This is a genomic window from Catellatospora sp. TT07R-123 (assembly GCF_018327705.1).
In the GTDB taxonomy this organism is placed as follows: domain Bacteria; phylum Actinomycetota; class Actinomycetes; order Mycobacteriales; family Micromonosporaceae; genus Catellatospora.
In genome coordinates this window covers 3137000-3160581 of sequence record NZ_BNEM01000001.1, presented here as the reverse complement: position 1 = coordinate 3160581, position 23582 = coordinate 3137000, and the positions used below count along the sequence as shown (strand labels likewise).

At 73.5% G+C, this 23582-nt stretch carries 22 protein-coding genes; 13 read left to right on the top strand and 9 right to left on the bottom strand.

Annotated features, from left to right (window positions below; all coding sequences use genetic code 11):
- Nucleotides 1-88 precede the first annotated feature (88 nt).
- Nucleotides 89-1000, top strand: coding sequence for a hypothetical protein (locus Cs7R123_RS13500; protein ID WP_212826560.1), 912 nt, complete (start codon nucleotides 89-91; stop codon nucleotides 998-1000).
- A gap of 114 nt (nucleotides 1001-1114) precedes the next feature.
- Here the strand turns inward: Cs7R123_RS13500 and Cs7R123_RS13495 are convergent, their stop codons facing one another.
- From Cs7R123_RS13495 to Cs7R123_RS13485, 3 genes are all read right to left on the bottom strand, one after another.
- Nucleotides 1115-2050, bottom strand: coding sequence for a phytanoyl-CoA dioxygenase family protein (locus Cs7R123_RS13495; RefSeq protein ID WP_212826558.1), 936 nt, complete (start codon nucleotides 2048-2050; stop codon nucleotides 1115-1117).
- Between the two features lie 163 nt (nucleotides 2051-2213).
- Nucleotides 2214-3068: a hypothetical protein gene (locus Cs7R123_RS13490; RefSeq protein WP_212826556.1), complete on the bottom strand. Its 855-nt coding sequence runs from the start codon at nucleotides 3066-3068 to the stop codon at nucleotides 2214-2216.
- 193 nt (nucleotides 3069-3261) lie between these two features.
- Nucleotides 3262-4047: an enoyl-CoA hydratase-related protein gene (locus Cs7R123_RS13485; RefSeq protein ID WP_212826554.1), complete on the bottom strand. Its 786-nt coding sequence runs from the start codon at nucleotides 4045-4047 to the stop codon at nucleotides 3262-3264.
- A 17-nt stretch (nucleotides 4048-4064) separates the two neighbouring features.
- On the opposite strand from Cs7R123_RS13485, the gene hemW reads away from it, so the two are divergent.
- On the top strand, nucleotides 4065-5279 hold the full coding sequence (gene hemW, locus Cs7R123_RS13480; RefSeq protein WP_212826552.1) for a radical SAM family heme chaperone HemW: 1215 nt from the start codon (nucleotides 4065-4067) through the stop codon (nucleotides 5277-5279).
- Nucleotides 5280-5286: 7 nt separating this feature from the next.
- On the opposite strand, the gene Cs7R123_RS13475 is transcribed toward hemW, so the two are convergent.
- The gene (locus tag Cs7R123_RS13475; RefSeq protein WP_212826550.1) at nucleotides 5287-5799 is read right to left on the bottom strand and encodes a DUF4870 domain-containing protein; all 513 of its coding nucleotides are present in this window, start codon (nucleotides 5797-5799) and stop codon (nucleotides 5287-5289) included.
- 242 nt (nucleotides 5800-6041) lie between these two features.
- Here Cs7R123_RS13475 and hrcA point away from each other — a divergent pair, with 242 nt between their 5' ends.
- From hrcA to Cs7R123_RS13460, 3 genes are all read left to right on the top strand, one after another.
- Nucleotides 6042-7067 (top strand): heat-inducible transcriptional repressor HrcA, encoded by a 1026-nt coding sequence (gene hrcA / locus Cs7R123_RS13470; protein WP_212826548.1) that lies wholly within the window; start codon nucleotides 6042-6044, stop codon nucleotides 7065-7067.
- 47 nt (nucleotides 7068-7114) lie between these two features.
- Nucleotides 7115-8245: a molecular chaperone DnaJ gene (gene dnaJ / locus Cs7R123_RS13465; RefSeq protein WP_212826546.1), complete on the top strand. Its 1131-nt coding sequence runs from the start codon at nucleotides 7115-7117 to the stop codon at nucleotides 8243-8245.
- A 101-nt stretch (nucleotides 8246-8346) separates the two neighbouring features.
- Nucleotides 8347-9081: a 16S rRNA (uracil(1498)-N(3))-methyltransferase gene (locus Cs7R123_RS13460; RefSeq protein WP_212826544.1), complete on the top strand. Its 735-nt coding sequence runs from the start codon at nucleotides 8347-8349 to the stop codon at nucleotides 9079-9081.
- Between the two features lie 120 nt (nucleotides 9082-9201).
- Here the strand turns inward: Cs7R123_RS13460 and Cs7R123_RS13455 are convergent, their stop codons facing one another.
- Nucleotides 9202-9963 carry an SDR family NAD(P)-dependent oxidoreductase gene (locus tag Cs7R123_RS13455; RefSeq protein ID WP_212826542.1) on the bottom strand — a complete coding sequence of 254 codons (762 nt, stop codon included), beginning with the start codon at nucleotides 9961-9963 and terminating at the stop codon, nucleotides 9202-9204.
- 24 nt (nucleotides 9964-9987) lie between these two features.
- On the opposite strand from Cs7R123_RS13455, the gene Cs7R123_RS13450 reads away from it, so the two are divergent.
- From Cs7R123_RS13450 to Cs7R123_RS13415, 8 genes are all read left to right on the top strand, one after another.
- Entirely contained in the window at nucleotides 9988-10341 is a 354-nt protein-coding gene (locus Cs7R123_RS13450; protein WP_212826540.1) for a histidine triad nucleotide-binding protein, read from the top strand.
- A gap of 9 nt (nucleotides 10342-10350) precedes the next feature.
- The gene (locus Cs7R123_RS13445) at nucleotides 10351-11727 is read left to right on the top strand and encodes a serine hydrolase (RefSeq protein WP_212826538.1); all 1377 of its coding nucleotides are present in this window, start codon (nucleotides 10351-10353) and stop codon (nucleotides 11725-11727) included.
- 143 nt (nucleotides 11728-11870) lie between these two features.
- Nucleotides 11871-12926 (top strand): PhoH family protein, encoded by a 1056-nt coding sequence (locus tag Cs7R123_RS13440; protein WP_212826536.1) that lies wholly within the window; start codon nucleotides 11871-11873, stop codon nucleotides 12924-12926.
- Between the two features lie 15 nt (nucleotides 12927-12941).
- Nucleotides 12942-13499 (top strand): rRNA maturation RNase YbeY, encoded by a 558-nt coding sequence (ybeY, locus tag Cs7R123_RS13435; RefSeq protein WP_212826534.1) that lies wholly within the window; start codon nucleotides 12942-12944, stop codon nucleotides 13497-13499.
- Nucleotides 13500-13525: 26 nt separating this feature from the next.
- Complete coding sequence (locus Cs7R123_RS13430; protein WP_212829144.1) at nucleotides 13526-14815, top strand: hemolysin family protein; 1290 nt, start codon at nucleotides 13526-13528, stop codon at nucleotides 14813-14815.
- Complete coding sequence (locus Cs7R123_RS13425; RefSeq protein WP_212826532.1) at nucleotides 14808-15167, top strand: cytidine deaminase; 360 nt, start codon at nucleotides 14808-14810, stop codon at nucleotides 15165-15167. Before Cs7R123_RS13430 ends, Cs7R123_RS13425 begins: the two co-directional genes overlap by 8 nt.
- A gap of 104 nt (nucleotides 15168-15271) precedes the next feature.
- Entirely contained in the window at nucleotides 15272-15808 is a 537-nt protein-coding gene (locus Cs7R123_RS13420) for a hypothetical protein (RefSeq protein WP_212826530.1), read from the top strand.
- The gene (locus tag Cs7R123_RS13415; RefSeq protein WP_212826528.1) at nucleotides 15805-17457 is read left to right on the top strand and encodes a M48 family metallopeptidase; all 1653 of its coding nucleotides are present in this window, start codon (nucleotides 15805-15807) and stop codon (nucleotides 17455-17457) included. Before Cs7R123_RS13420 ends, Cs7R123_RS13415 begins: the two co-directional genes overlap by 4 nt.
- A gap of 9 nt (nucleotides 17458-17466) precedes the next feature.
- Here Cs7R123_RS13415 and Cs7R123_RS13410 read toward each other — a convergent pair whose 3' ends face one another.
- The 4 genes from Cs7R123_RS13410 to Cs7R123_RS13395 form a co-directional block, all read right to left on the bottom strand.
- Nucleotides 17467-20316 carry an AfsR/SARP family transcriptional regulator gene (locus tag Cs7R123_RS13410; RefSeq protein ID WP_212826526.1) on the bottom strand — a complete coding sequence of 950 codons (2850 nt, stop codon included), beginning with the start codon at nucleotides 20314-20316 and terminating at the stop codon, nucleotides 17467-17469.
- A gap of 216 nt (nucleotides 20317-20532) precedes the next feature.
- Nucleotides 20533-21342 (bottom strand): sugar phosphate isomerase/epimerase, encoded by an 810-nt coding sequence (locus Cs7R123_RS13405; protein ID WP_212826525.1) that lies wholly within the window; start codon nucleotides 21340-21342, stop codon nucleotides 20533-20535.
- On the bottom strand, nucleotides 21339-22424 hold the full coding sequence (locus tag Cs7R123_RS13400) for a dihydrodipicolinate synthase family protein (protein WP_244871808.1): 1086 nt from the start codon (nucleotides 22422-22424) through the stop codon (nucleotides 21339-21341). The genes Cs7R123_RS13405 and Cs7R123_RS13400 overlap by 4 nt, the downstream gene beginning before the upstream one ends.
- Nucleotides 22421-23566, bottom strand: a complete 1146-nt coding sequence (locus tag Cs7R123_RS13395; RefSeq protein ID WP_212826523.1) for a Gfo/Idh/MocA family protein — start codon at nucleotides 23564-23566, stop codon at nucleotides 22421-22423. The genes Cs7R123_RS13400 and Cs7R123_RS13395 overlap by 4 nt, the downstream gene beginning before the upstream one ends.
- Nucleotides 23567-23582 lie beyond the last annotated feature (16 nt).

The window sequence follows — 23582 nt, the reverse complement described above, 5'->3', positions numbered from 1 at the left end:
CAGGTCGCAACGGCATGGCAAGACAGGGGCGGGTCGCGCCAGCGACCCGCCCCTTCCTTAGGAAAGCCAGAATCCACAAGGAGAGACGATGCAGATAGGCAAGGCGGGGGTCGTAGCAGCCGGCGCGCTCGCGACGGTCGCGGTGTTCGGCTCCGCCGCAGCCGCCGCGCCCGTGGCGGGACCCGTTTCGGCGGACCCGGTACGCACCGCTGCGACCACCTTGAAGCAGGCGGCTGTCCAGCAGGCGACGGCCCGGGCGGCCACGCAGGCCCGAGCGGCGGTGGACACCGTCGCGCGCGGTCCGAAGCACGAGGTGAACCAGCCGCTCATCTCCATCGGCACCGGCACCGCCATCACCGCGGCGGCATGGCAGACCTGTGGCGCGGCCTCGTCACAGGTGCTCGCCGCCACCGTCGCGCTGCAGTCTCCCAACACCGTGCTGGGTGACTGCGCCAACGCGAACGTGCTGATCCGGCAGAACCAGGTGCCGGGGATCATCTCGATCCTGGACGACACCTCGGTCAACGCGCTGCCGATCCAGGTCTGCGGCTCGAACTCCGCCGTGCTCGGGGTGACCGCGGCTGTCAACTCGCCTGCGACCGTCATCGGCGACTGCAGCAACGCCAACACGCTCATCGCCGCGCCCAAGCAGACCGCCGAGGGCGAACAGCCCCGCAGCGTGGTGTCCCTGCTCAGCGGTTCGGTCGTGAACGCGGTCGCGACCCAGGTCTGCGGCTCGACCGCGGGTCTGGTGGGTGCCACCGTGGCGCTGCAGTCCCCGACGACCGTGCTCGGCGACTGCCGCAACAGCAACAGCGCCATCGTCAAGCGCGAGCCCGCGGTGGTTCCCCTGCTCAGCAACCAGGTCATCGACCTGCTGCCGCTGCAGGTGTGCGCCTCGTCGGGCCTGATCGGCCAGCTCGGCCCGGCCCTGCCGATCGGCAGCCCGGCCTTCGTCGCCGGCCAGTGCACCAGCGGCGGCCAGGAGATCATCGACTGATCAGCTCTGGCAGCCGGAACCGCGGCAGCTGGAAACCGGGCATCCGGGCAGGAAGACGGCGACGGCCGGGAACGTCCTGGAGGACGTTCCCGGCCGTCGCCGTCTGTCAGCGCGTCAGCGCAGCCAGGGCACCGTACGGTCCAGCAGGCCGCGCTCCTTGAGCTCGGCGCGCACCGGGATCGTGTCGTCGACCCAGCCGCCGTCGCCGACGCCCCACATGTTCTGCACCTTCAGCTGGCCGAAGGCCTCGCCGACGAGCTGGCGCTGCACCGGGGTGAGCGACGCGTACCACGCCGAGTCGCGGTCGATCGGCATGTCGTCGACCGGCCGGATCCAGCGGTACGTGTAGCTCATGAACAGCATCCGGCGCGTGAACTCCGAGCGGTTGCGCGAGCGCGAGTGCCACAGGCGGCGGTCGAAGATGAACGCGTCGCCCGGCTTGGCCAGCCACGGCACGGCACCCTCGGGACCCTTGGCGATCTCGGCCGGGTCGCTCGGGCGGTACATCGAGTTGTTGAGGTGCGAGCCGGGGATGCACAGGGTCTGGCCCCGGCCCGGCTCGGAGATGTCGCTCAGCACGATCGCGACCTTGAGCGACAGCATCGGGCGCGGGATGTCGCCGTAGAAGGGGGCGTAGTACTCCGCGTCGGAGTTCTGCCGCCAGCCGTCCTGGTGCCACTCCCAGCGCGGGGTCTCGTCCTCCTCGTACGGCGGGTTCACGTCGAGGTGGTTGTGCTGGGAGTAGATGTTCCAGCCGGCCAGGCCCCAGATGTAGCGGAACGTCGGACCGTAGTCGAGCATGCGGGCGAAGGCCAGGCTGTGGCTCACGGCGCCGAGCAGGTGCAGCGAGCCGGTCTTGTCCAGGTGGCCGACGGACTTGTGCTCGGCGTAGAGGCGATCAGCCTCGGCCTGCAGCTCCGCCACCCGCTCTTCGCTGACGACACCCGGCAGGTGCAGGTACCCGCGCTCGTGGAACTCCCGGCGCTCGGCGTCGGTGATCGGCGTGAAACCCGCGTCCTGAGCGGTGTCAGGCTGAGAGGTGATGGTCATGTCCTCCCCTTACGTCCTTCCATACTGGGCACGGACGAAGGTGGCGATCGGAGGCGCGCGACTTGGGGGTGGCGTGCCGGGGTGAGCCAACTTCGCGAACGAGAGCCGATACTAACTCGCAATCGGGGCGTACGACGCGTCGCGTACCGGCTCCCCACCAGCCTCACCCGGCTGGCCGGACCGCTGCCACCACCTGTTCGGCCACTTTCTCGGCCGCCGACCACGCCCCGTTGTCGGCGGACCACTGGCGGTCAGCGAATGTCACCTTCCGCACCCCGGCCGCGGGCGCCTGGGCCACGAGCCAGTGCGCGAACTGCCACCCGGCCCGGTCCGTCGCGGCGGGCACGCGCAGCTCGGCTCCGGCCGCGACGACGCCCTTGGCCTTGGTGCCGAAGTCGAGCTTCATCCGCTCGACCAGTCCCGCCGAGGTGAGGACGACGTCGTCATCCCTGGTGTCGCAGGTCACACCGCCCGGGACCTGCCCGGTCAGCACCCGCGTCAGCACCTCGGCCTCGTCGGCCCACTTTTGGTACGCCTCCGGGTACGCCGAGCGCTGCACCCGCTGCGCCGCCTCGGTGACGCGCATCCTCTGCCAGCCCTTGATCCGGGCCAGGCTGCGGTAGAACCGGTCGGCGGCGTACCGCGGGTCCATGATCTGCGCGGTGGTGCCCCAGCCCTGGCTGGGACGCTGCTGGAACAGCCCGACCGAGTCGTGGTCGTTGCCGCCGCCCAGATGCTCCAGGTTGCGCAGCTTCGACTCCTGCAGCGCCGTGGCCAGCGCCACGGTCACCGCCCGGTCGGGCACGTTGCGCCGGATGCCGACCGCGGCGATGGTGGCGGCGTTGGCCATCTGCTCCGGGTCCAGCCGGACCTGCCCGTCGGCGTCGGCCACGCACTCCGGGGCGCCGAGCACGGGCAGCGGCAGGCCGTCGGGCAGCTTCGTCCGGGCCAGGTAGCCGCCGACCCCGCATACGACGAGCAGGACGACCAGCACAGTCAGCACCGAACGGGCGCGCACGCGACCTCCTAGAGGGGGTTTCGTCGGTTCGTGGCAGGCTCCCCGGCCACCTTACGACGCGAGAGGCCCCTCGCCCCGATTCACGCCGCCCCCTCACCATCGCCGTCGCGCTGTGAGGCGGGCGTTAAGAGAGGCGGCGTCAAGAAGGGCACCTTCTACCTCGGAAAGCGAGTGGAAGGTGCCCATCCTCACCTCAGGCCTGGGGGATCCAGGCGGGGTCGCGCTTCTCGCGGAAGGCGGCGACGCCTTCGCGCCCCTCCGGGGAGCCGAAGAAGCGCAGTGAGATCTCCGACAGGTGGGCCACCTCGGCGCCGATGGTCTCCGCGGGGGTACGGCGCAGCAGCTGCTTGGTCGTGGCCAGCGCGGCCGGGGCGCCCCGGACCAGGCTCTCGCACCAGCCCTTGACCACGGCGTCCAGCTCGTCGCCCGGCACGGCGGCGCTGACCAGGCCCATCTGGGCGGCCCGGGCCCCGGCGAAGACGTCGCCGGTCAGGTAGTAAAGGGCGGCGTCGCGCGGGGACAACCGGGGCAGCACCGTCGCCGAGATCAGCGCGGGCACCACCCCCAGGCGCACCTCGGTGAAGGCGAACGTCGCCGCCTGGTCGCAGACGGCCAGGTCGGCCGCTGCGATCAGCCCCAGGCCGCCCGCGCGGGCCGGGCCGCGCACCGCCGCCACCACCGGCTTCGGGCAGTCCGCCACGGCCGCGAGCACGTCGCCCAGCAGCGCCGCGGGCATCTGCCCGGAGGCGGCGGCCGCGGCGGTCTCGGCCAGGTCGGCGCCGGAGCAGAACACCGGGCCGGTGTGGTCGAGCACGACCACCCGCACCGCGTCGTCGGCACCGGCCGCGGCCAGCGCGTCGAGCAGCTCGCGCATGAGCCGCTGGGACAGCGCGTTGCGGTTGTGCGGGCTGTCGAGCGTGATGGTGGTTACGCCGCGGGCGTGGGTGACCCGTACGAGCGGGGAGTCAGGTGACGACATGTTGGCAGACTAGAGGCGTGGCCCAGCTTCCCGATGGTGAACCCGTACCCGACGACGGTGCGTTGCCCGAGTCCGCGCTGACCGACGTCGGCGGGCGCGGCTTCGGCGTATATCTGCACGTCCCGTTCTGCGCCAGCCGGTGCGGATACTGCGACTTCAACACGTACACGGCCTCTGAGCTGGGAGGGGCCGACACCGACGGGTACGTCGAGGCGGTCCTCGCGGAGCTGGCCCTGGCCGCGAAGGTCATGCCCGCCCCGCCGCAGGTGGACACGGTGTTCGTCGGCGGCGGCACGCCGACGCTGCTGCGTCCCGACCAGCTCGGCCGGATGCTGGCCGCGATCGACGACACCTGGGGCCTGGCCGCCGGGGCCGAGGTGACCACCGAGGCCAACCCGGAGTCGGTGACGCCCGCCTCGCTGCGGGAACTGCGCGCGGCCGGGTTCACCCGGATCTCGCTGGGCATGCAGTCGGCCGCGCCCGGGGTGCTGCGCATCCTGGACCGCAAGCACACCGCCGGGCGCGCCCCGGCCGCCGCCACCGAGGCCCGCGAGGCCGGGTTCGAGCACGTCAACCTGGATCTGATCTACGGCACGCCGGGGGAGAGCGAGCAGGACTTCGCCGACTCGCTGGCGGCGGTGATCGGGGCCGGGGTGGACCACGTCAGCGCGTACGCCCTGATCGTGGAGGACGGCACCCGGCTGGCCGCGCGGGTCCGCCGCGGCGAGCTGACCGCCCCCGACGACGACGTCGCGGCCGACCGCTACCTGGCCGCCGAGGCCGCGCTGACCGGGGCCGGGCTGAGCTGGTACGAGGTCTCGAACTGGGCCGCGGACGAGGCGTCGCGCTGCCGCCACAACCTGCTCTACTGGCGCGGCGGCGACTGGTGGGGCCTGGGGCCGGGCGCGCACAGCCACGTGGGCGGGGTGCGCTGGTGGAACGTCAAGCACCCGAGCCGGTACGCCGCCCGCCTGGCCGAGGGCCTGTCCCCGGGCCTGGGCCGGGAGGTGCTCACCGCCGAGCAGCGCCACACCGAGGAGGTGCTGCTCCAGCTGCGCCTGGCCGACGGGCTGCCGCTGGCCCGCCTCGACGGCGCCGGGCGCGACGCGGCGGCGCGGGCGCTGGCCGACGGGCTGCTCACCGAGGCCGGATACGGCGACGGCCGCGCAGCGTTGACGCTGCGCGGCCGGCTGCTGGCGGACGCGGTGGTCCACTCCCTGCTGGCGTGGTGAGGCGGTCTTACTTGACCAGCTTCAGCGGCGTCAGCGGGTAGTTGTACGACGAGCCCTCGTTGGCCTTGATGCCGGCGAGCACGCCGAAGATCGCGCCGACGACGGTCGCGGCCAGGGCGATCAGGATCGTCACGACCAGGCAGCTGAGGATCCAGCAGATCGCGGCCACGATGGTGATGCCGATCTGGAAGTTCAGCGCGGCGATCGCGTGGGCGCGGGCGGTCGGCGACTTCGGGCCCTGCACCAGCAGCGCGATCAGCGGGGCGACCCAGCCGCCCGTGCCGGCACCGAGCAGGGCGCCGGCGGCGCCGCCGAAGTGGGCGACCATGGCCCAGGTCTTGTCGTCGTTGCTGTCGAAGCCGACCGGCGCGGGGCCGGGCGGAGGAGCCGTGTAACCGCCCGAGGCCGGCGGCGAGTACGGTGCCGACGGCGGCGCGGCCGGGGCCGGAGGCTCGAAGGACGGAGCCGACGGCACCGGCGGCTCCTGGGGGGCGGAACCGGGCGGGGTGGGTTCACTCATGCCCGTCAGGCTAGGTCTGTGGATCAAACGGCGCCAGTCAACACCCGTGACCGATAGGCGACAATCTGCAACCGCCTACGTGCTCAATCGTTGTCTGGTCCGTCTCGGGCCCCGCCGCGACCGGTCGGACCCCCTGTCCGGCCGCTCGGGGTGTCGGGCGGGTCACCACGCCTATCCCAACCCGGTGCGCGGCCACGTAGACTGGCACTCACCAACCACGAGTGCCAAGCGGGAGGAGCGGCATGGGCCTGGACGACCGCAAGCTCGAGGTCCTGCGTGCGATCGTGGAGGACTACGTCTCCACGCAGGAGCCGGTCGGGAGCAAGGCGCTGGTGGAACGGCACGCCCTGGGCGTGTCCCCGGCGACCGTCCGCAACGACATGGCCGTGCTGGAGGAGGAGGGTTACATCCGCCAGCCGCACACCTCGGCCGGGCGGGTGCCCACCGACCGCGGCTACCGGCTGTTCGTGGACCGGCTGTCGCGGGTGAAGCCGCTGACCCCGGCCGAGCGCCGCGCCATCGAGCGGTTCCTCATCGGCGCCGTCGACCTCGACGACGTGGTGCACCGCACCGTCCGGCTGCTGGCCCAGCTCACCCGGCAGGTCGCCGTGGTGCAGTATCCGAGCCTGGCCCGGTCGGCCGTGCGCCACCTGGAACTGGTCCCGGTCTCCACCACCCGGCTGCTGCTCGTCATGATCACCGACACCGGCCGCGTCGAGCAGCGTACGGTCGAGCTGCCCACCCCCGTCGAACCTGACGAGATCACCGAGCTGCGCCGGCTGCTCAACGTGACCCTGGCCGGGATCAAGCTCGCCGACACGCCCCCGCTGGTGCAGGGGCTGGTCGAACGGGCCGAGCCCGAGGCCAAGGCGACCGTGACCGCCCTGGCCAGCGTGCTGATGGAGACCCTGGTCGAGCGGCACGAGGAGCGCCTCGCGCTGGCGGGCACGCACAACCTGGCCCGGGTGGGTCCGCTGGACCTGGCCACCGGCTCGCTGCGCCCGATCCTGGAGGCGCTGGAGGAGGAGGTCATCCTGCTCAAGCTCTTCGACGAGGTGAAGGCGGGCGCGACCCGGGTGCGCATCGGCGACGAGAACGAGGTCGCCGACCTGCGGGTCACCTCGGTGGTCAGCACCGGATACGGTCCGGGCAGCACCGTGGTGGGAGGCCTGGGCGTGCTGGGGCCGACCCGGATGGACTATCCCGGCACCATCGCCACCGTACGTGCCGTCGCACGTTACGTCGGCGAGCTGCTGGCGCAGAATTGACCGACGATTTTTCCGTAGCGTGTTGTTGAACGAGGCTTGAGGACAGCGTGGCCAAGGACTATTACGGCATCCTGGGTGTGCCCAAGGACGCCGACGCCGACGACATCAAGCGGGCCTACCGCAAGCTGGCCCGGCAGTACCACCCGGACGTGAACCCCGACCCGGCCGCGGCGGAGAAGTTCAAGGACATCAACAACGCGTACGAGGTGCTCTCGGACGACCAGAAGCGGCGGATCGTCGACCTCGGCGGCGACCCGCTGGCGCCGGGCGGCGGCGGGGCCGGCCCCGGCGCGGGCGGCGGCGGCCCGTTCGTCGGGTTCCAGGACATCATGGACGCCTTCTTCGGCGGCAGCGGTTCGCGCGGCCCGCGCCCGCGCACCCGGCCGGGTGCCGACGCGATCCTGCGGCTGGACCTGGACCTGGTCGAGACCGCGTTCGGCGTCGAGGCCCCGATCACCGTGGACACGGCGGTGCTGTGCACCACCTGCTCCGGCGCCGGGACCGCGGCGGGCACGCATCCGCAGACCTGCGACACCTGCGGCGGCCGCGGCGAGGTCCAGTCGGTGCAGCGCACCTTCCTCGGCCAGGTCGTGTCCTCGCGCCCCTGCAACGCCTGCCAGGGCTACGGCACCACGATCCCGCACCCGTGCCCGACCTGCGCCGGCGACGGCCGGGTCCGCACCCGGCGCAGCCTGACCGTCAAGATCCCGGCAGGGGTCGAGGACGGCATGCGCATCCGCCTGGCGGGCCAGGGCGAGGTCGGCCCCGGCGGCGGCCCCTCCGGCGACCTGTACGTCGAGATCCACGAGCGCTCGCACGACGTGTACGCGCGCAAGGCCGACGACCTGCACTGCAAGGTCACCGTCCCGATGACCGCGGCCGCCCTGGGCACCCGCCTCACCATCAAGACGCTGGACTCCGAGGAGCAGCTGGAGGTCAAGCCCGGCACCCAGCCGAACTCGACCCTGCGCATCCGCGGCAAGGGCGTCCCGCACCTGCGCGGCCAGGGCCGAGGCGACCTCTTCGTCCACCTCGACGTCAAAACCCCCACCAAACTAGACAACGAACAGGAGCGCATGCTCCGCGAGTTCGCCCGCCTCCGCGGCGAAGAGGTAGCCGAACTGTCCAAGCAAGGCGGCTTCTTCTCCCGCGTCCGCGACGCCTTCAACGGCCACTGACCCCCGGCCGTGCCCCCCTCACGGGTCGATCATGAACTTATGGCACGGTTCGGCGGCGTGTCGGGGGCACGGCTTCCTGATCGACATCGGAAGGTGAGCCGGTGAGCGCGCCGCTGTTCCTGGTTGACAAGTTGCCGGCGGGGGAGTCGTACACCCTCGGCGGGGTTGAGGGGCATCACGCCGCCACCGTGCAGCGGCTGCGGGTCGGCGAGCAGCTGCTGCTCGCCGACGGGCGCGGCGGGCTGGCCACCGCGGTGGTCACGGCGGTCGGCAAGGGCGCGCTCGACGTCGCCATCACCAGCCGGGCGTACGACGACCCGCCCGCCCCCCGCCTCACCGTCGCCCAGGGCATCGCCAAGGGCGACCGGGGCGAACTCGCCGTACAGGCGATGACCGAGGTCGGCGTCGACGAGATCCTGCCCTGGGCCGCCGCCCGCAGCGTGGCCCAGTGGCGCGGCGACCGGGGCGCCAAGTCGCGCGAGAAGTGGGCCGCGGTGGCCCGCGAGGCCGCCAAGCAGGCCCGGCGCACCTGGCTGCCCGAGGTCGGCGGCGACCCGGACGTGTCCACGAAGCAGCTCGCCCAGCGCCTGGCGGGCGCCGCCGCGGCGTACGTGCTGCACGAGGAGGCCACCGAGCGGCTGGCCGCCGCCGCGCTGCCCGACTCCGGCGAGATCATCCTGGTGGTCGGCCCCGAGGGCGGCATCGACGCGGCCGAGGTCGCCGCGTTCACGGCCGCCGGCGCGGTCCCCGTCCGCCTGGGCAGCACGGTCCTGCGCACCTCCACCGCCGGCGTCGCCGCCCTCAGCGTCCTCTCGGCCCGCCTCAACCGCTGGTGACCTGCCCGCCGGGCGCGGTTAAAGATCGGCCAAGTTGCCTGGCAATCGGGCGTATCTTGGGCCGTCTTTCCCACGATTGCCCGGCAACTTGGCCGATCTTGGGCCCAGGGCCCGGGGCGGTCAGCGGAGGTGGGAGGCGCCGTTGAGGTCGAGGACGGCGCCGGAGGCCCATTCGGCCTCGGGGGAGGCGAGCCAGAGGACGGCGGCGGCGACCTCCTCGGGGCGGGCGACGCGGCCGAAGGGGGACTGGGCGGCGTGCTCGGCACCGCGCGGCACCTTGTACGACGCGTTCGACGGGTCCTCCAGGACGTACCCGGGGGCGACGGTGGCCACGGCGATGCCGTACGGGGCGAGCGCGACGGCGAGGGACTGGCCCATCGCGTGCAGCCCCGCCTTGGCGGCGCCGTACGCGGGCTGGCCCGCCTCGCCCCGGTACGCCCCGCGCGAGCCGACGTTGACGATCCGCGCCGGTGGCGCGCCCTCGGGCCGGGCCAGCATGTGCCGCACCGCGCACCAGGTGACGTTCGCGGGGCCGGTCAGGTTCACCGCGAGGGTACGGGCCCAGGCCTGCTGCCACTGCTCGTAGGAGACCTCGGTGATCGGGTGCGGGTACGCCTGCCCGGCGTTGTTGACCAGCACGTCGATCCCGCCGAGCCCGTCGGCGGCCGCGTCGGTCATCGCGGCGACGGCGGCGGGGTCGGCCAGGTCGGCCTGTACCACGACATGCCCGGAGCCGGGCAGCTCGGCCCGCAGCGACTCGGCGAGGTCCGCGGAGTCGCGGTGGTGGACGGCGACCCGGTCGCCGTTCGCGGCGAACGCGGCCGCCACCGCGCGGCCCACGCCGCGCGACGCACCGGTCACCAGGATTTTGCGCACTGACACGGAGTTCAGCCTACGATCTGTGCCGTGACCCAACCCGACTGCCTGTTCTGCCGGATCGTCGCGGGCGAGATCCCGGCGACCGTGGTCCGCGAGACCGAGACCACGCTGGCGTTCCGCGACATCGCGCCGAAGGCGCCGGTGCACGTGCTGGTCATCCCGAAGGAGCACTACGCCGACGTGGCCGCGCTGGGCGCCGGTGACCCGGCCCTGGCCGGGGAGGTGCTGAGCACCGTCGCCGACGTGGCGGCGGCGGAAGGCCTGGACGGCACCGGTTTCCGGGTCATCTTCAACACCGGCGCCTCGGTGGGGCAGACGGTGTTCCACGCGCACGCCCACGTGCTCGGCGGCGTCGACATGGACGGCGATCTCACCGGGTAGTCTCGCCGCATGGCGAACGTGAACGCGGCTCTGGAGCGACTGGTCCGACAGGTCCAGACGCAGGCCAGAGTGCCCGCGCTGAGTGTCGCACTGCGCCGGGCCGATCGTCCGGTGTGGATGTTCCAGGTAGGCGGCTCGGGTAACCCGACCGCCCCGCTGGACGCGGCCACCCCCTTCCGTATCGGGTCGATCACGAAGACCTTCACCGCCGTGCTGGTGCTCCAGTGCCGCGACGCGGGCCTGCTCGACCTCGACGACCCGCTGAGCGCGCACCTGAAGGTGCCCGCGCACGGCGCGATGACCATCCGGCGGCTGCTGTCGCACACCGGCGGCCTGCAGCGCGAGCCGTTCGGCGACATCTGGGACACCCTGGCCGCCCCGGAGCTGCCGGGCCTGCTCGCCGACCTGGCCGACGCCGAGGCGGTGCACCCGCCCTCGCGCCGGTTCCACTACTCCAACCTGGGCTTCGCGCTGCTGGGCCACGTCGCCGAGCAGCGGCTGGGCGGATCGTGGCGGGAGCTGGTCGCCGAGCGGATCTGCGGCCCGCTGGGCCTGTCGGCCACGACGTACGACCCGCCCGCGCACGCGGCCGTGGGCTACCTGGTCGACGAGTACTCCGACCACGCCCGCCCGGAGCCCGCGTTCGACATGCTCGGGGCCGCGCCGGCGGCGCAGCTGTGGAGCACCGCCGCCGACATGGCGGCCTGGGCCGCGTTCCTGGCCGACCCGCGCTCGGCCGACCCGCAGGGGCGGGTGCTGGCCGCGGCGACCCTGGACGAGGCGCGCTGGCCGCTGACCCCGCGCCACGAGACGGTGTGGGGCTCGGGCATCGGCCTGGGCCTGATGCTGTGGCCGCAGCCGGGCCGGGTGCTGCACGTGGGCCACAACGGCGCCATGCCGGGCTTCCTGGCCGCGGCCGCGGGCCGGCACGGCGGTGCGGGCAACCCGGGCGGCATGTCCTGCGCGGTGCTGGCCTCCTCCGGCACGGCCGGCGACATCCTCGACCTGCCGCACCAGCTCATGGCCGAGTCGCTGGCCCAGGACCCGGTGGACGTCGCGCCGTGGTCGCCGGGCACCCCCGCGCCCGACGGCCTGCGCTCGGTGCTGGGCCGTTGGTGGGGCGAGGGCTTCGAGCACGTGTTCCGCTGGCGCGACGGCGCGCTGACCGCCTCGGGCGCCGACGACCCGGCCGAGGTGGCGCCGAGCGTGTTCGCGCAGCTGCCGGGGCAGCCGGACGTGCTGCGTACGGTGTCGGGCCGGGAGGTCGGCGAGCTGCTGCGGCTGACCCGCGACGAGCACGGCGAGGTGGTCCGGATGCACTGGGCGACGTACCGCTTCACGCGGCAGCAGGAGTCCTTCGACGGCGTGTGGGCCAGCCGCCCCTGACGCCCCGAGCCGGGGGTGGCGCCGCCCCCGGCTTGTTAAGCACTGGCGGCTTGCAACACGGCGACTACGATGGGAGCAGCGGCGGCGGAAAGAGTCGCTGACGAGGGTAGAGAGCGGGTGGCGGGAGGCCTCACGGCCGTCTTATGAGCATTGCTTCCACTCCCAACGCGGTTCCGCACGCGGTGCAAACCAAGATCACCGTGCCTGACCCGAGTGTCATGGTCCAGTTGCTGGGCACCGGCGACCGCGTGCTCCGGCTCATCGAGAAAGCCCTTGCCAGCGACATACACGTGCGGGGCAACGAAATCACCATCACCGGCCCCGCCGCCGAGAACGCGCTCGCCGAGCGCGTCTTCGGTGAGCTGCTGGAACTTATCGAGAAGGGCGAGACGCTGACCGAGGACGCCGTCCGACGCACCGTCGGCATGCTGACCGATGAGGGCAACACCGAGCGGCCCGCTGAGGTCCTTACTCTCAACATCCTCTCCCGGCGCGGGCGCACCATCCGCCCCAAGACCCTGGGCCAGAAGAAGTACGTGGACGCCATCGACGCGCACACGATCGTCTTCGGCATCGGGCCCGCCGGCACCGGCAAGACCTACCTGGCCATGGCCAAGGCGGTCCAGGCCCTGCAGGCCAAGCAGGTCACCCGGATCATCCTGACCCGGCCGGCGGTCGAGGCGGGCGAGCGGCTGGGCTTCCTGCCCGGCACGCTCAACGAGAAGATCGACCCGTACCTGCGCCCGCTCTACGACGCGCTGCACGACATGATGGACCCCGAGGCGATCCCGCGGCTGATGACGCAGGGCACGATCGAGGTGGCTCCGCTGGCGTACATGCGCGGCCGGACGCTCAACGACGCCTTCATCATCCTGGACGAGGCCCAGAACACCACGCCCGAGCAGATGAAGATGTTCCTGACCCGCCTCGGCTTCAACTCCAAGGTCGTGGTCACCGGCGACGTGACGCAGATCGACCTGCCCGGCGACCAGCGCAGCGGCCTGCGGGTGGTCCAGGAGATCCTGGACGGCCTGGAGGACGTGCACTTCTCCCGGCTGTCGAGCTCGGACGTGGTGCGCCACCGCCTGGTGGGCGAGATCGTTGACGCCTACGCCAAGTGGGACGAGATCCAGCAGCGTGAGACGCTGCCTGCGAACGTGCATTCCGTGCCGCGCCGCGGTGCGGGGCGCCGCCGCTGAACCGAGGGATGGAACGTGTCTATCGAGATCGCCAACGAGTCCGGGTATGACGTCGACGCCGACAACATCGTGGCCGTGGCCCGGCACGCGCTGGCCCAGATGGGTGTTAACCCGCTGGCTGAGCTGTCGGTGCTGCTGGTCGACTCGGACTACATGGCCGAGCTGAACCACCGCTGGATGGGCAAGGAAGGCCCGACCGACGTGCTCGCGTTCCCGATGGACGAGGACACGATCGACCACGGCCCGTCGGAGGCTTCCGGCGGGCAGCCCGCGCTGCTCGGCGACCTCGTGCTCTGCCCCGAGGTCGCCGCGGCGCAGGCCGCGCGCTACGGCAGTCCGGACCCGCGGATGCGCCGCGAGGACGCACCCGAGCCGGAGGTCCCCGCCGGGGGACCGGCGGGCCTGCACGGCGACTACGGCACCGCCGACGAGCTGAGCATGCTCACCATCCACGGTGTGCTGCACCTGCTCGGCTACGACCACGCCGAGCCGGAGGAGGAACGCGAGATGTTCGCGCTCCAGGGCAAGCTGCTGGACAGCTGGCAGGCGCGCAGCGGGGCGAGCAGCAAGTGACCAGCCAGTTGGGCGGCCTGCCCGACATGCCGCTGCTGTGGTCGGCGGCGGGCCTGGTCGTGCTCGCCGGACTGTTCGCGATGACCGAGTCGGCGCTGGCCGTGGTCTCCCCGGCCCGCGCCGCCGAACTGGCCCGCGAGGGCGTGCGCGGCGCGGCCGCGCTCCAGGCGGTGGCGGCCGACGCGGTGCGCCACATCAACCTGCTCCTGCTGCTGCGGCTGCTGTCGGAGCTGACCGCCACGACGCTGGTGGCCCTGGTCGCCGTGGACACCTTCGGCCCCGGCTGGACCGCCGCGCTGGTGACCGCCGGGGCGATGACGCTGATCAGCTTCGTCGTCGTCGGGGTCACCCCGCGCACCATCGGGCGGCAGCACCCGTACGAGGTCGGCCGGTTCGCCGCGCCGGTGCTGCGCTGGCTGACCCGGGTGCTCGGCCCGCTGGCGAGCCTGCTCATCGTCGTCGGCAACGCGGTCACCCCGGGCAAGGGCTTCCGCGAGGGCCCGTTCGCCACCACGCAGGTCGAGCTGCGCGAGCTCGTCGACCTGGCCGAGCAGCGGGGCGTGGTGGAGCACGGCGAGCGCGAGATGATCCATTCGGTCTTCGCGCTGGGCGACACCATCACCCGCGAGGTCATGGTGCCCCGTACCGAGATGGTGTGGGTCGAGGCGTCCAAGTCGGTGGAGCAGGCGCTGGCGCTGGCGCTGCGCTCGGGCTTCTCCCGGGTGCCGGTGATCGGCGAGTCCGTCGACGACGTGCTCGGCGTGGTGTACCTCAAGGACCTGGCCCGGCACGTGCAGGACGGCAAGGCCGAGGAGCCGGTCGAGCAGCTGATGCGGGTCGCCTCGTTCGTGCCCGAGTTCAAGCCGGTCGACGACCTGCTGTCGGAGATGCAGGCCGCGCGCACCCACCTCGCCATCGTCATCGACGAGTACGGCGGCACCGCCGGCCTGATCACCATCGAGGACATCCTCGAGGAGATCGTCGGCGAGATCACCGACGAGTACGACGTCGAGCGGCCGCCGGTGGAGCGCCTGGCCGACGGCGCGGTCCGGGTCACCGGCCGCCTGCCGATCGAGGACCTGGGCGAGCTGTTCGACGTGGACCTGCCCGCCGACGAGGTGGAGACCGTGGCCGGCCTGCTGGCCCAGGCGCTGGGCCGGGTGCCGATCCCGGGCGCCCACGTCTCGGTGGGCGGCCTGACGCTGGTGGCCGAGGGCACCACCGGGCGGCGCAACCACATCGATACCGTACTGGTGACGCGGGAGGAGCCCGCGGACGACGCCGTACCCCACGAAAGGCACCTGGCCGATGTCTGAGAAGTCCGTCACCGCCGAGACCCTGTCGGCCGAGGATCGCAAGCTGCTGACCATGGCGCGCTCGGCGCGGGCCCGCATCAACGCGATCGAGGGCGCCGCCGTGCGCGACGGCGACGGGCGCACGTACACCGGGGTGAGTGTGCGGCTGCCGTCGCTGTCGATCTCGGCACTGCACCTGGCGGTCGCCTCGGCGGTCGCGGCGGGCGCGACCGCGCTGGAGGCGGCCCTGGTCGTCACCGAGGCGTCCAAGGTGGACCCGGGCGACCTGGCCGCGGTCAGCGACGTCACCGGCGGCATCCCGGTCTACCTCGCGACTCCTGACGGCACCGTCGCCGCCGTCGGCACCGCCTGACCAGACCGCGACGCGATGACGGCACCCGGCAGCGCGCCGGGTGCCGTTCTTGTTGTCGCCTTCCTGATAGCTGAGCATTTGTCAGGCAGTCCCATACTCGAAGCGTGATCGAGACCACATCGCACGGTGACGGCCAGCTCACCGCGGCCGACCGGCAGCTGATCGTCGACCTGGCCCGCGGTGTGGTCGGGGAGGTGGCTTCCGACGAGCTCGCCCTGTTCGATCAGCGCAGCAGGGCGTTCCTACGGGGCCGGAGGGCCTCCGGGCGCGATCCGCTCTCGCTGGGCGGCACCGAGGTCCTGGCCCTGGTGACCTCGGTGGCGCTGGTGGCGGCGAAGACCGCCGTGGAACTGCTGCTGTCGCGGGTGGCCGACGCGGCCGAGCGCAAGGCGTCGACCGCACTCGACCGGCTCGTCGACCGGCTGCGGCGGCGGCCGAAGGCCCCGTCGCCGGTCGCCACCGCGCGCTGGCGGCCCGAGGACCTGCGCGACGTCCGCGACGCGCTCACCGCTGTGCTCGCCGATTCGCCCGACCGGGAACCCGTCATCAACGCGCTCCTCGCCCACCTGGCGCTACAGACCGCCACCGCCACCGCCATCACCGGCGGCGACGCGGCGGGCGAGCAGGCCGCGTCCCGGTGAGGCGGCCGGGCGGCGAGCACGCGCAGCGGGCGGGCCTGTCCAGCACCACGCTGTGGTTCCTGGTGCTGACGGCCGCGCTGTCCGTGGCGGCCATGGCCGCGGGCGATGTATGGCAGACGCCGCAGCAGCGGCTGGAGCTGGGCATCGACTACCTCTGCTCCCAGCAGGTGGGTGCGGCGCTCTGGGACGAGCGGTACAACCCGCTGGCCGCCCAGTTCCCCACCGCGCCGCTGACCTTCCACTGGGCGGACGAGTTCACCGCCGAGGACGGGGCTGAGTACAACAGCAGAGTCGCTTCGCAGTGCCCTGTCGCGCAGGTGGCGCCGCCGGGCACGCAGAGCGCCGTCGCGCTGGCGGTCCTGTTCGGCGGGGCCCTGGCGGTCTACTGGCTGCTGCCGACGTGGCGGATCCGCCGTCGCGGGCTGGTCCGGCTGGACCGGGCAGGGCAGCCGGCCGAGCTGCTGCGTACTGTCGAGCAGCTCGCCGAAGGTGCCGGAGTCTCGGTGAGATACCTGGTCAACCCGCTGGACGAGCGCGTCAGCGGGGTCGCGTTCGGACACGCGGGCAGGCGCTACATCGAACTCAAGAGCGGCCTGCTGGTGCTGTTCAAGCGGGACCGGGCCGGGTTCGCCGCCGTGGTGGAACACGAGCTGGGGCACGTACGCAACCGCGACCTCGACGTCTCCTACCTGGCCGTCGCGCTGTGGCGGACGGCCGTGGCGATGCTGCTGGTCGCGGCGGTCTGGTTCCGGGAGAACCTCGGCAATGAGGACGAGCCCTTCCCCCCGGCCGTCCGCTACCTGGTCTTCATGGTGCTGGCGGCGTTTCTCGCCCGCAACGGCGTGCTGCGCACCCGTGAGTACCACGCTGACGCCTACGCCGCCCGCACGCCCGAGGGCGCGGCTGCCCTCGCCCGGCTCCTCGGCGGCGATACCGGACGGCGGTCGCCCGGCTGGCTGGCCGCCGTGCATCCACGGGGCCCCGACCGGGTCGCCGTCGTCGCCGGACAGCGTCGCCCGCCCGAGTTCGGCCGGGCCGGTGCCGCGGCCTTCGGGCTGCTCGCCGCCCTGGCCGTGCCCATGCTGGTCGATCGGGGCAGCTGGATTTTGCAGGTCTGGGCGTTCCAGCACCGGGTGATCGGCTGGGACGCGGTGTCGGTCCGCCCGGCGTATGTCCCGTTGGCGCTGATCGTGCTGGCCCCGGTCGGTGCCGGGCTGGCGGTCGGCATCTGGCGCGCGGTCGCGCACGGCCCGCTGCGGCCGGCCCTGTCGTGGCTCGGTCAGCTGGCCGCCTGCTTCGGTGCCGGTCTCCTGCTGGGCGCCTGGATCGCGCCGCAGTCCACCGCGCTTGCCGATCCCGGCCTGGCCGCGAGCCTGGGCTACGACAGCCTGGCCGCGCTGCCGCTCGTGGGCGCCGGGATGGTCACCGCCCTGGCCGTGGCGGCGGTGTCCTGGCGGTCGGCGGTGGGCCGGCCGGACTCGGCCGGGGTGGCCTGGATGTTCGCCGGATACGGAGCGATGTCGGCGACCGCCGGGATCGCGTACGGCTCGGCCCCCGGTCTCGGCCGGATGTGGTGGCTGGTGGGCGTCCTCGCCGTGTTTCCGCTGCTCGGGCTCCTGCTTTCCCGCGTCCGGCGGGCAGGGGGTTGACGGGCGTGGTCACGCCGCCGGTGCTGCGGGCAGGCCCGCCCGTTCCAGGATGATCGTCAGCCAGACCGGGACCGGGTCGCCGGTGTCGTCCTCGGTGACCGGGGGCCGACCGAGCAGCCCGGCGGCCAGGTTGCGGGCGGGGACCTGCCGCAGCGCCTCGCACACCGCCAGGCAGGCCGCGGCGTCGTCGCGGCTGCGCCGGGTCTCGCCCAGCCAGCGGTGCGCCACCGAGCGGAACAGCAGCGCGACCCACTCGTTGTACCGGTCGCCGTACTGGCGGCACAGGTCCAGCCCGGTGTCGGCGCTGCGGACCGCCTCGGCGTGCCGCCCCTGCGCCAGCAGCACCCCGGCCAGCTGCACCTCGGTGACCCCCGCGCTGAGCAGGTCCTGCTCGGCGTATTTGATCTCCAATGCCTCGGCCAGGTAGCCCTGCGCCTCGTCGAGCTCGCGCTGGGCGATGAAGTGGTACGCCGCGTTGGCCAGCGCGTGCGCGGTGCTCTTGTGATCGCCGACGGCCCGGCGCAGCTCGATCGCCCGCCGGTGGCAGGCCGCGGACCGGTCCGGCTCGCCCAGATCCGTGTACGTCGAGGCCAGGTAGGACAGCACCGCCGCCTGCGTGCTCGGCCGCTGCGCGATCCGGCTCAGCTCCAGCGCCCGGCCCAGCAGGAGGACCGCGTCGGCCGCCCGGCCCTGGCGCTGCGCGATCGCGCCCAGGTTCATCACCGCGACGGCCTCGGACGCCGGGTCGCCCAGCCGGTCGGCCACCCGGGCCGACAGCTCGCACAGGTGCTGCCAGTCGGCGAGGTGGCCCGCGCTGGCCAGGAACATCGTCATCGTCGACTGCAGCTGCAGCGCGAACCGGCACAGCGGATCGGGTGCGTCGACCGCCTGTTCGGCGAAGGCGACCAGGTTGGCCCGCTCCGTCTCGAACCAGCTCCGGGCCGCGGCCACGTCGGGCAGCACGACCAGCTCGGCGTAGCGCGGGTCGGCGAGATCCTCGGCGCCGACCAGCAACTGGCCGGGCCGCAGCAGCTGGGTGCCGCGGCGCGCCGCGCCCAGGTAGCAGACCGCGGTGCGCTCCAGGGCGGCCGCCGTGTCGCCCTGTGCGGCGGCGTGCTCCATCGCGAACAGCCGCATCAGGTCGTGCAGGCGGAATCGGTCGCCGCCCCGCTCGATCAGGCGGGCGGAGACCAGGCGGTCCAGGGTCGGCTCGGCGGCCCGGACCGGCACGTCCCACAGCGCGGCCGCGACGGCGGTGTCGAAGCTGTACACCCGCAGCAGTCCCAGCAGCCCGAACGCGGCCGCCGCGGCCGGATCGAGCGCCTGGTAGCCGGCGCCGAAACTGGCCCGCACGGCGAGGTCGTCGACCTCCAGCAGGTCCAGCCGGGACCGCTCGTCGGCCAGGCGGGCGGCCAGCCCGGCGAGGCTGAGCTCGGGGTCGGCCAGCAGCCGCGCGCCGGTGACCCGGATCGCCAGCGGCAGGTGGTCGCAGTAGCGCAGCACCTCGTGCGCGGCGGCCGGATCCCACACCGCCCGGTCCCCGGCGTACTGCGTGAGCAGGCGGACGGCCTCGTCGGGCGGCATGCCCCCGATCTCGATCCGCTGGGCGTCGAGGGTCACCAGCGGGCGGCGGCTGGTGACGATCACGGCGCACTCGCCGCTGCCCGGCAGCAGCGGGCGCACCTGCGCCGCGTCGCGCGCGTTGTCCAGCACCAGCAGCACCCGGCGGCCCGCCAGCAGCGAGCGCAGCAGCGCCGACGCCTCGTCGGTGTCGGCGGGCACCCGCTGGGCGCCGACCCCGAGCCCGCGCAGGAACCGGGCCAGCACCTCCAGCGGCGTCAGCGGTTCGGTGGACGGGTCGAAGCCGCGCAGGTCGGCGTAGAGCTGCCCGTCGGGGAAGCTGTCGCGGACCTGGTGGGCCCAGTGCGCGGCCAGCGCGGTCTTGCCCGCCCCGGCCTGCCCGGTGATCACGGTGACGCCGGGGCGGCCGACCCGGCCCAGCGCGGCCAGCTCCCGCTCCCGGCCGGTGAAGCTGGGCACGTCGAAGGGCAGCTGCGCCGGGACGACCGCGGCGGGGGCCGCCTGCCGGACCTGAGGCGCGGTGGCCGGTGGATCCAGCGCCGGGTCGCCGACCAGGATCGCGCGCTCCAGCTCCACGAACCGCGCGCCGGGGTCGAGCCCCTGCCCCTCGGCCAGCAGCGCCCGCATCCGGCGCGCCACCGCGGTCGCGTCGGCCCGGCGCCCGGCCCGGTACAGCGCGAGCATGAGCTGGGTGACCAGGCGCTCGCGCAGCGGATGCGCCTCGACCAGCCCGGTCAGCACCGGGACGAGCACGTCGTGGCGGCCGAGGTCCAGCTCGGCGTCGGCCCGCAGCTCCTGGGCGGCGAGCTGCTGCTCGTGCAGATGCTGGCGCGCGCTCGGGGCGTACGCCGCGGTCACCCCCGCCAGTGCCTCGCCGCGCCACAGGGCCAGGGCGCGGTCGGCCCGCCGGACCGCCTCGCGGGGTTCGCCGCGCCGCTGCGCCTCGCGGGCGGCGCTGAGCTCGGCGGCGAACACCCCGGCGTCGGTCTCCTGGACCGGTGCGGCCAGCGCGTAGCCGCCCGGACGGGTGGCGATGACCTCGGACAGCCCGTGCCGGCGCAGGGCGCCGCGCAGGTGCGAGACCGCGACGTGGATCTGCGAGGCGGCCGTGGACGGCTCGGCTCCGCCCCACAGGGCCTCGATCAGCTGGTCACGGGTCACCACCCGCTCGGCGTGCAGCACCAGGAAGCCCAGGATCGCGCGGTGCCGGGGCTGCGGCAGCGGCACCGCCACGTCGTCGGCGGTCAGCTCCACGGGTCCGAGCACTCGGTATCGCACGCAGCCTCCCGCCTCGTCAAACGATCATGATAAGGAGGGCGCGCAAGCCCGGCAAGCCGATCGCAAGTGGCGGGATAAGGATCTCCAGACAGACTTTCGGCGGCGATCGGGACCGCCGCCGCCCGGCGGTTGAGGCATACGGGGGCTGCCGGCCACGGTGAACCCGATCGCACAGGCCGAGGGCGCCCGCCAGGTGTGGCGGGCGCCCTCGGCCTGTCAGGACGCCGCGATGTGGACGCGGTGCCGGTCCACCATGGTCCGTACGGTCAGCGCCGGGTCGGTGTCCCAGATCTCCTGGTTGAAGATCTCGACCTCGACGTAGCCGGTGTACCCGGCCGCCGCCACCGCCGCCGTGATCGGCGCGAACGCGATGTGGCCGTCACCCACGTGCCCCCGCCCCAGCAGCATGTCGGCGGGCAGCGGCACCACCCAGTCGCAGACCTGGTACGCCGAGATCCGGCCCGCCGCCCGCGCGACCTGCGGGAACAGCTCCGGATCCCACCACACGTGGTACGTGTCGACCACCACGCCGACCTCGTCGGGCGCGAACGGCTCGGCCAGGTCGAGCGCCTGCCCGAGGGTGGACACCACGGCCCGGTCGGCGCAGAACATCGGGTGCAGCGGCTCGATCGCCAGCCGCACCCCGCGCTGCCGGGCGTACGGCACCAGCAGCTCCAGCGCGCGGGCGACGTTCGCGCGGGCGCCGGGCAGGTCCCGGGACCTCTCGGGCAGCCCGCCGACGACCAGCACCAGCTCGGCGGTGCCCAGCTCGGCCGCCTCGTCGACCGCGCGCCGGTTGTCCTCGATGGACTCCGGTGAGCCGGTCGTGACGAAGCCGCCCCGGCACAGGCTGGTCACGGTCAGGCCGTACCCGTCGAGCAGCTCGCGGGCGGCCCGCGCGCCGCCCGCCGCCGCGACCACGTCGCGCCACGGGCCGATGCCGTCGACGCCGTTCTCGGCGCACAGCCGGGCCGCCTCGGCCAGGGTGGCCCGCTTGACGGTGGCGGTGTTCAGCGACAGCTTCACGCCGCACCCTCCAGATAGGCCGCGAACCGGCTCGCGGCCAGGTCCGGGTCGGCCAGCACGCCCGCCTGCCCGGCGAGGGCGTACAGCTGCGCCAGGTGCTCGCGCGAGCGCGCCGTCTCCTGCCCGCCGACCATCCGGAACCGCTCCTGGTGCCCGTTGAGCCAGGCCAGGAACACGATGCCGGTCTTGTAGTGGTAGGTCGGCGGGCCGAAGACGTGCCGGGCCAGCGGCACGGTCGGGTCCAGGACCGCCCGGAACCCGGCCGTGTCCCCGGCGTCCAGCCGCGCCAGCGCGGCCGCGGCGGGCACGGCCAGCGCGTCGAAGATGCCCAGCAGCGCGTCCGAATGGCCCTGCTCGTCGCCCGCGATGAGCTGCGGGTAGTTGAAGTCGTCGCCGGTGTAGAGGCGCACCCCGGCGGGCAGCGCGCGCCGGATGGCGATCTCGCGGTCGGCGTCGAGCAGCGACACCTTGATGCCGTCGATTCTCGGCGCGTTGGCGTGGATCAGCTCCAGCACGCTCGCGGTCGCGGCGTCCAGGTCGGGCGAGCCCCAGTACCCGGCCAGGGCCGGGTCGAACATGTCACCCAGCCAGTGCAGGATCACCGGCCGGTCGGCCTGGGCCAGCAGCTTGCCGTAGACGGCGTGGTAGTCGGCCGGGCCCTGCGCGGCGGCGGCCAGCGCCCGCGACGCCATCAGGATCACCCCGGCACCGGCCTCCTGCACCACGTCCAGCTGCTCGGCGTACGCCGCCTCGATCGCGGCCAGGCCGTGCGCCCCCGGTGCGAGCTGGTCGGTGCCCGCGCCGCAGGCCAGCCGCCCGCCGACGGCCCGGGCCTGCTCGCCGCTGCGCCGGATCAGCTCGCGGGTCGCGGCCCAGTCCAGGCCCATGCCGCGCTGGGCGGTGTCCATCGCGTCGGCGACGCCCAGCCCCAGCGACCACAGGTGGTGCCGGAACGCCATGGTCGCGTCCCATTCGACGACGGCGGGCCGGCCCGGCCCGTTGCCGGCGTCCGGATCGGCCACGACGTGCGCGGCCGCATAGAAGATCCGCGAACTCACCGTGCTGCCGGGTTCGCCGCTCACAGGTCACCCACCATGACCTTGCGGCCCTCGCGGACCGACTGGAGGCCCAGCTCGGCCAGCTGCACGCCGCGGGCGCCCGCGTACAGGTCGTGGTGGTAGGGCGCGTCGGCGACCACGTGGGCCAGGAACTCCTCCCACTGGCGCTTGAAGCCGTTCTCGTACACGTCGTTGTCGGGCACGTCCGTCCACTGGGCGCGGAAGTCGTGGCCGGCCGGCAGGTCCGGGTTCCACACCGGCTTCGGGGTGGTGGCCCGGTGCTGCACGCGGCAGCCGCGCAGGCCCGCCACGGCGCTGCCCTCGGTGCCGTCGACGTGGAAGGTGACCAGCTCGGTGCGGTCGACGCGGGTGGTCCACGAGCTGTTGACCGAGGCGATGATCCCGCCCTCCAGCTCCAGCAAGGCGTACGCGGCGTCGTCGGCGGTGGCGGCGTACGCCTGCCCGTGCTCGTCCCAGCGGGTCGGGATGTGCGTGGCGGCCTGGGCGTAGACGGAGCGCACCGGGGCGATGACCTGGTCGAGCACGTAGCGCCAGTGCGGGAACATGTCCAGGATGATGCCGCCGCCCTCGGCGGACCGGTAGTTCCAGCTCGGCCGCTGCGCGGGCTGCCAGTCGCCCTCGAACACCCAATAGCCGAACTCGACGCGCACCGACAGGATGCGGCCGAAGAAGCCGGACTCGACCAGGCGGCGCAGTTTGAGCAGGCCCGGCAGGTACAGCTTGTCGGCGACCACGCCGTGCTTGATCCCGGCCGCCGTCGCCTCGTCCGCCAGGGCGACGGCCTCGGCCAGCGACTCGGCGGTCGGCTTCTCGGTGTAGACGTGCCGGCCGGCCGCGATCGCCTGGCGCAGCGCGCCGACCCGGGCGGGGGTCACCTGCGCGTCGAAGTAGATCTCGTTGCTGTCGTCGGCCAGCGCCTCGGCCAGGTCGGTGGTGTACCGGGTGAGCCCGTGCCGCTGGGCGAGCTGCTCCAGCTTCGCGGCGCTGCGGCCGACGAGCACCGGTTCGGGCCAGACGACGGTGCCGTCGGGCAGGGTCAGGCCGCCCTGCTCGCGGATGGCCAGGATGGACCGCACCAGGTGCTGGCGGTAGCCCATCCGTCCGGTGACGCCGTTCATCACGATGCCGACTGATCTGCGGTCCATTGCTGCGCTCCTGCGG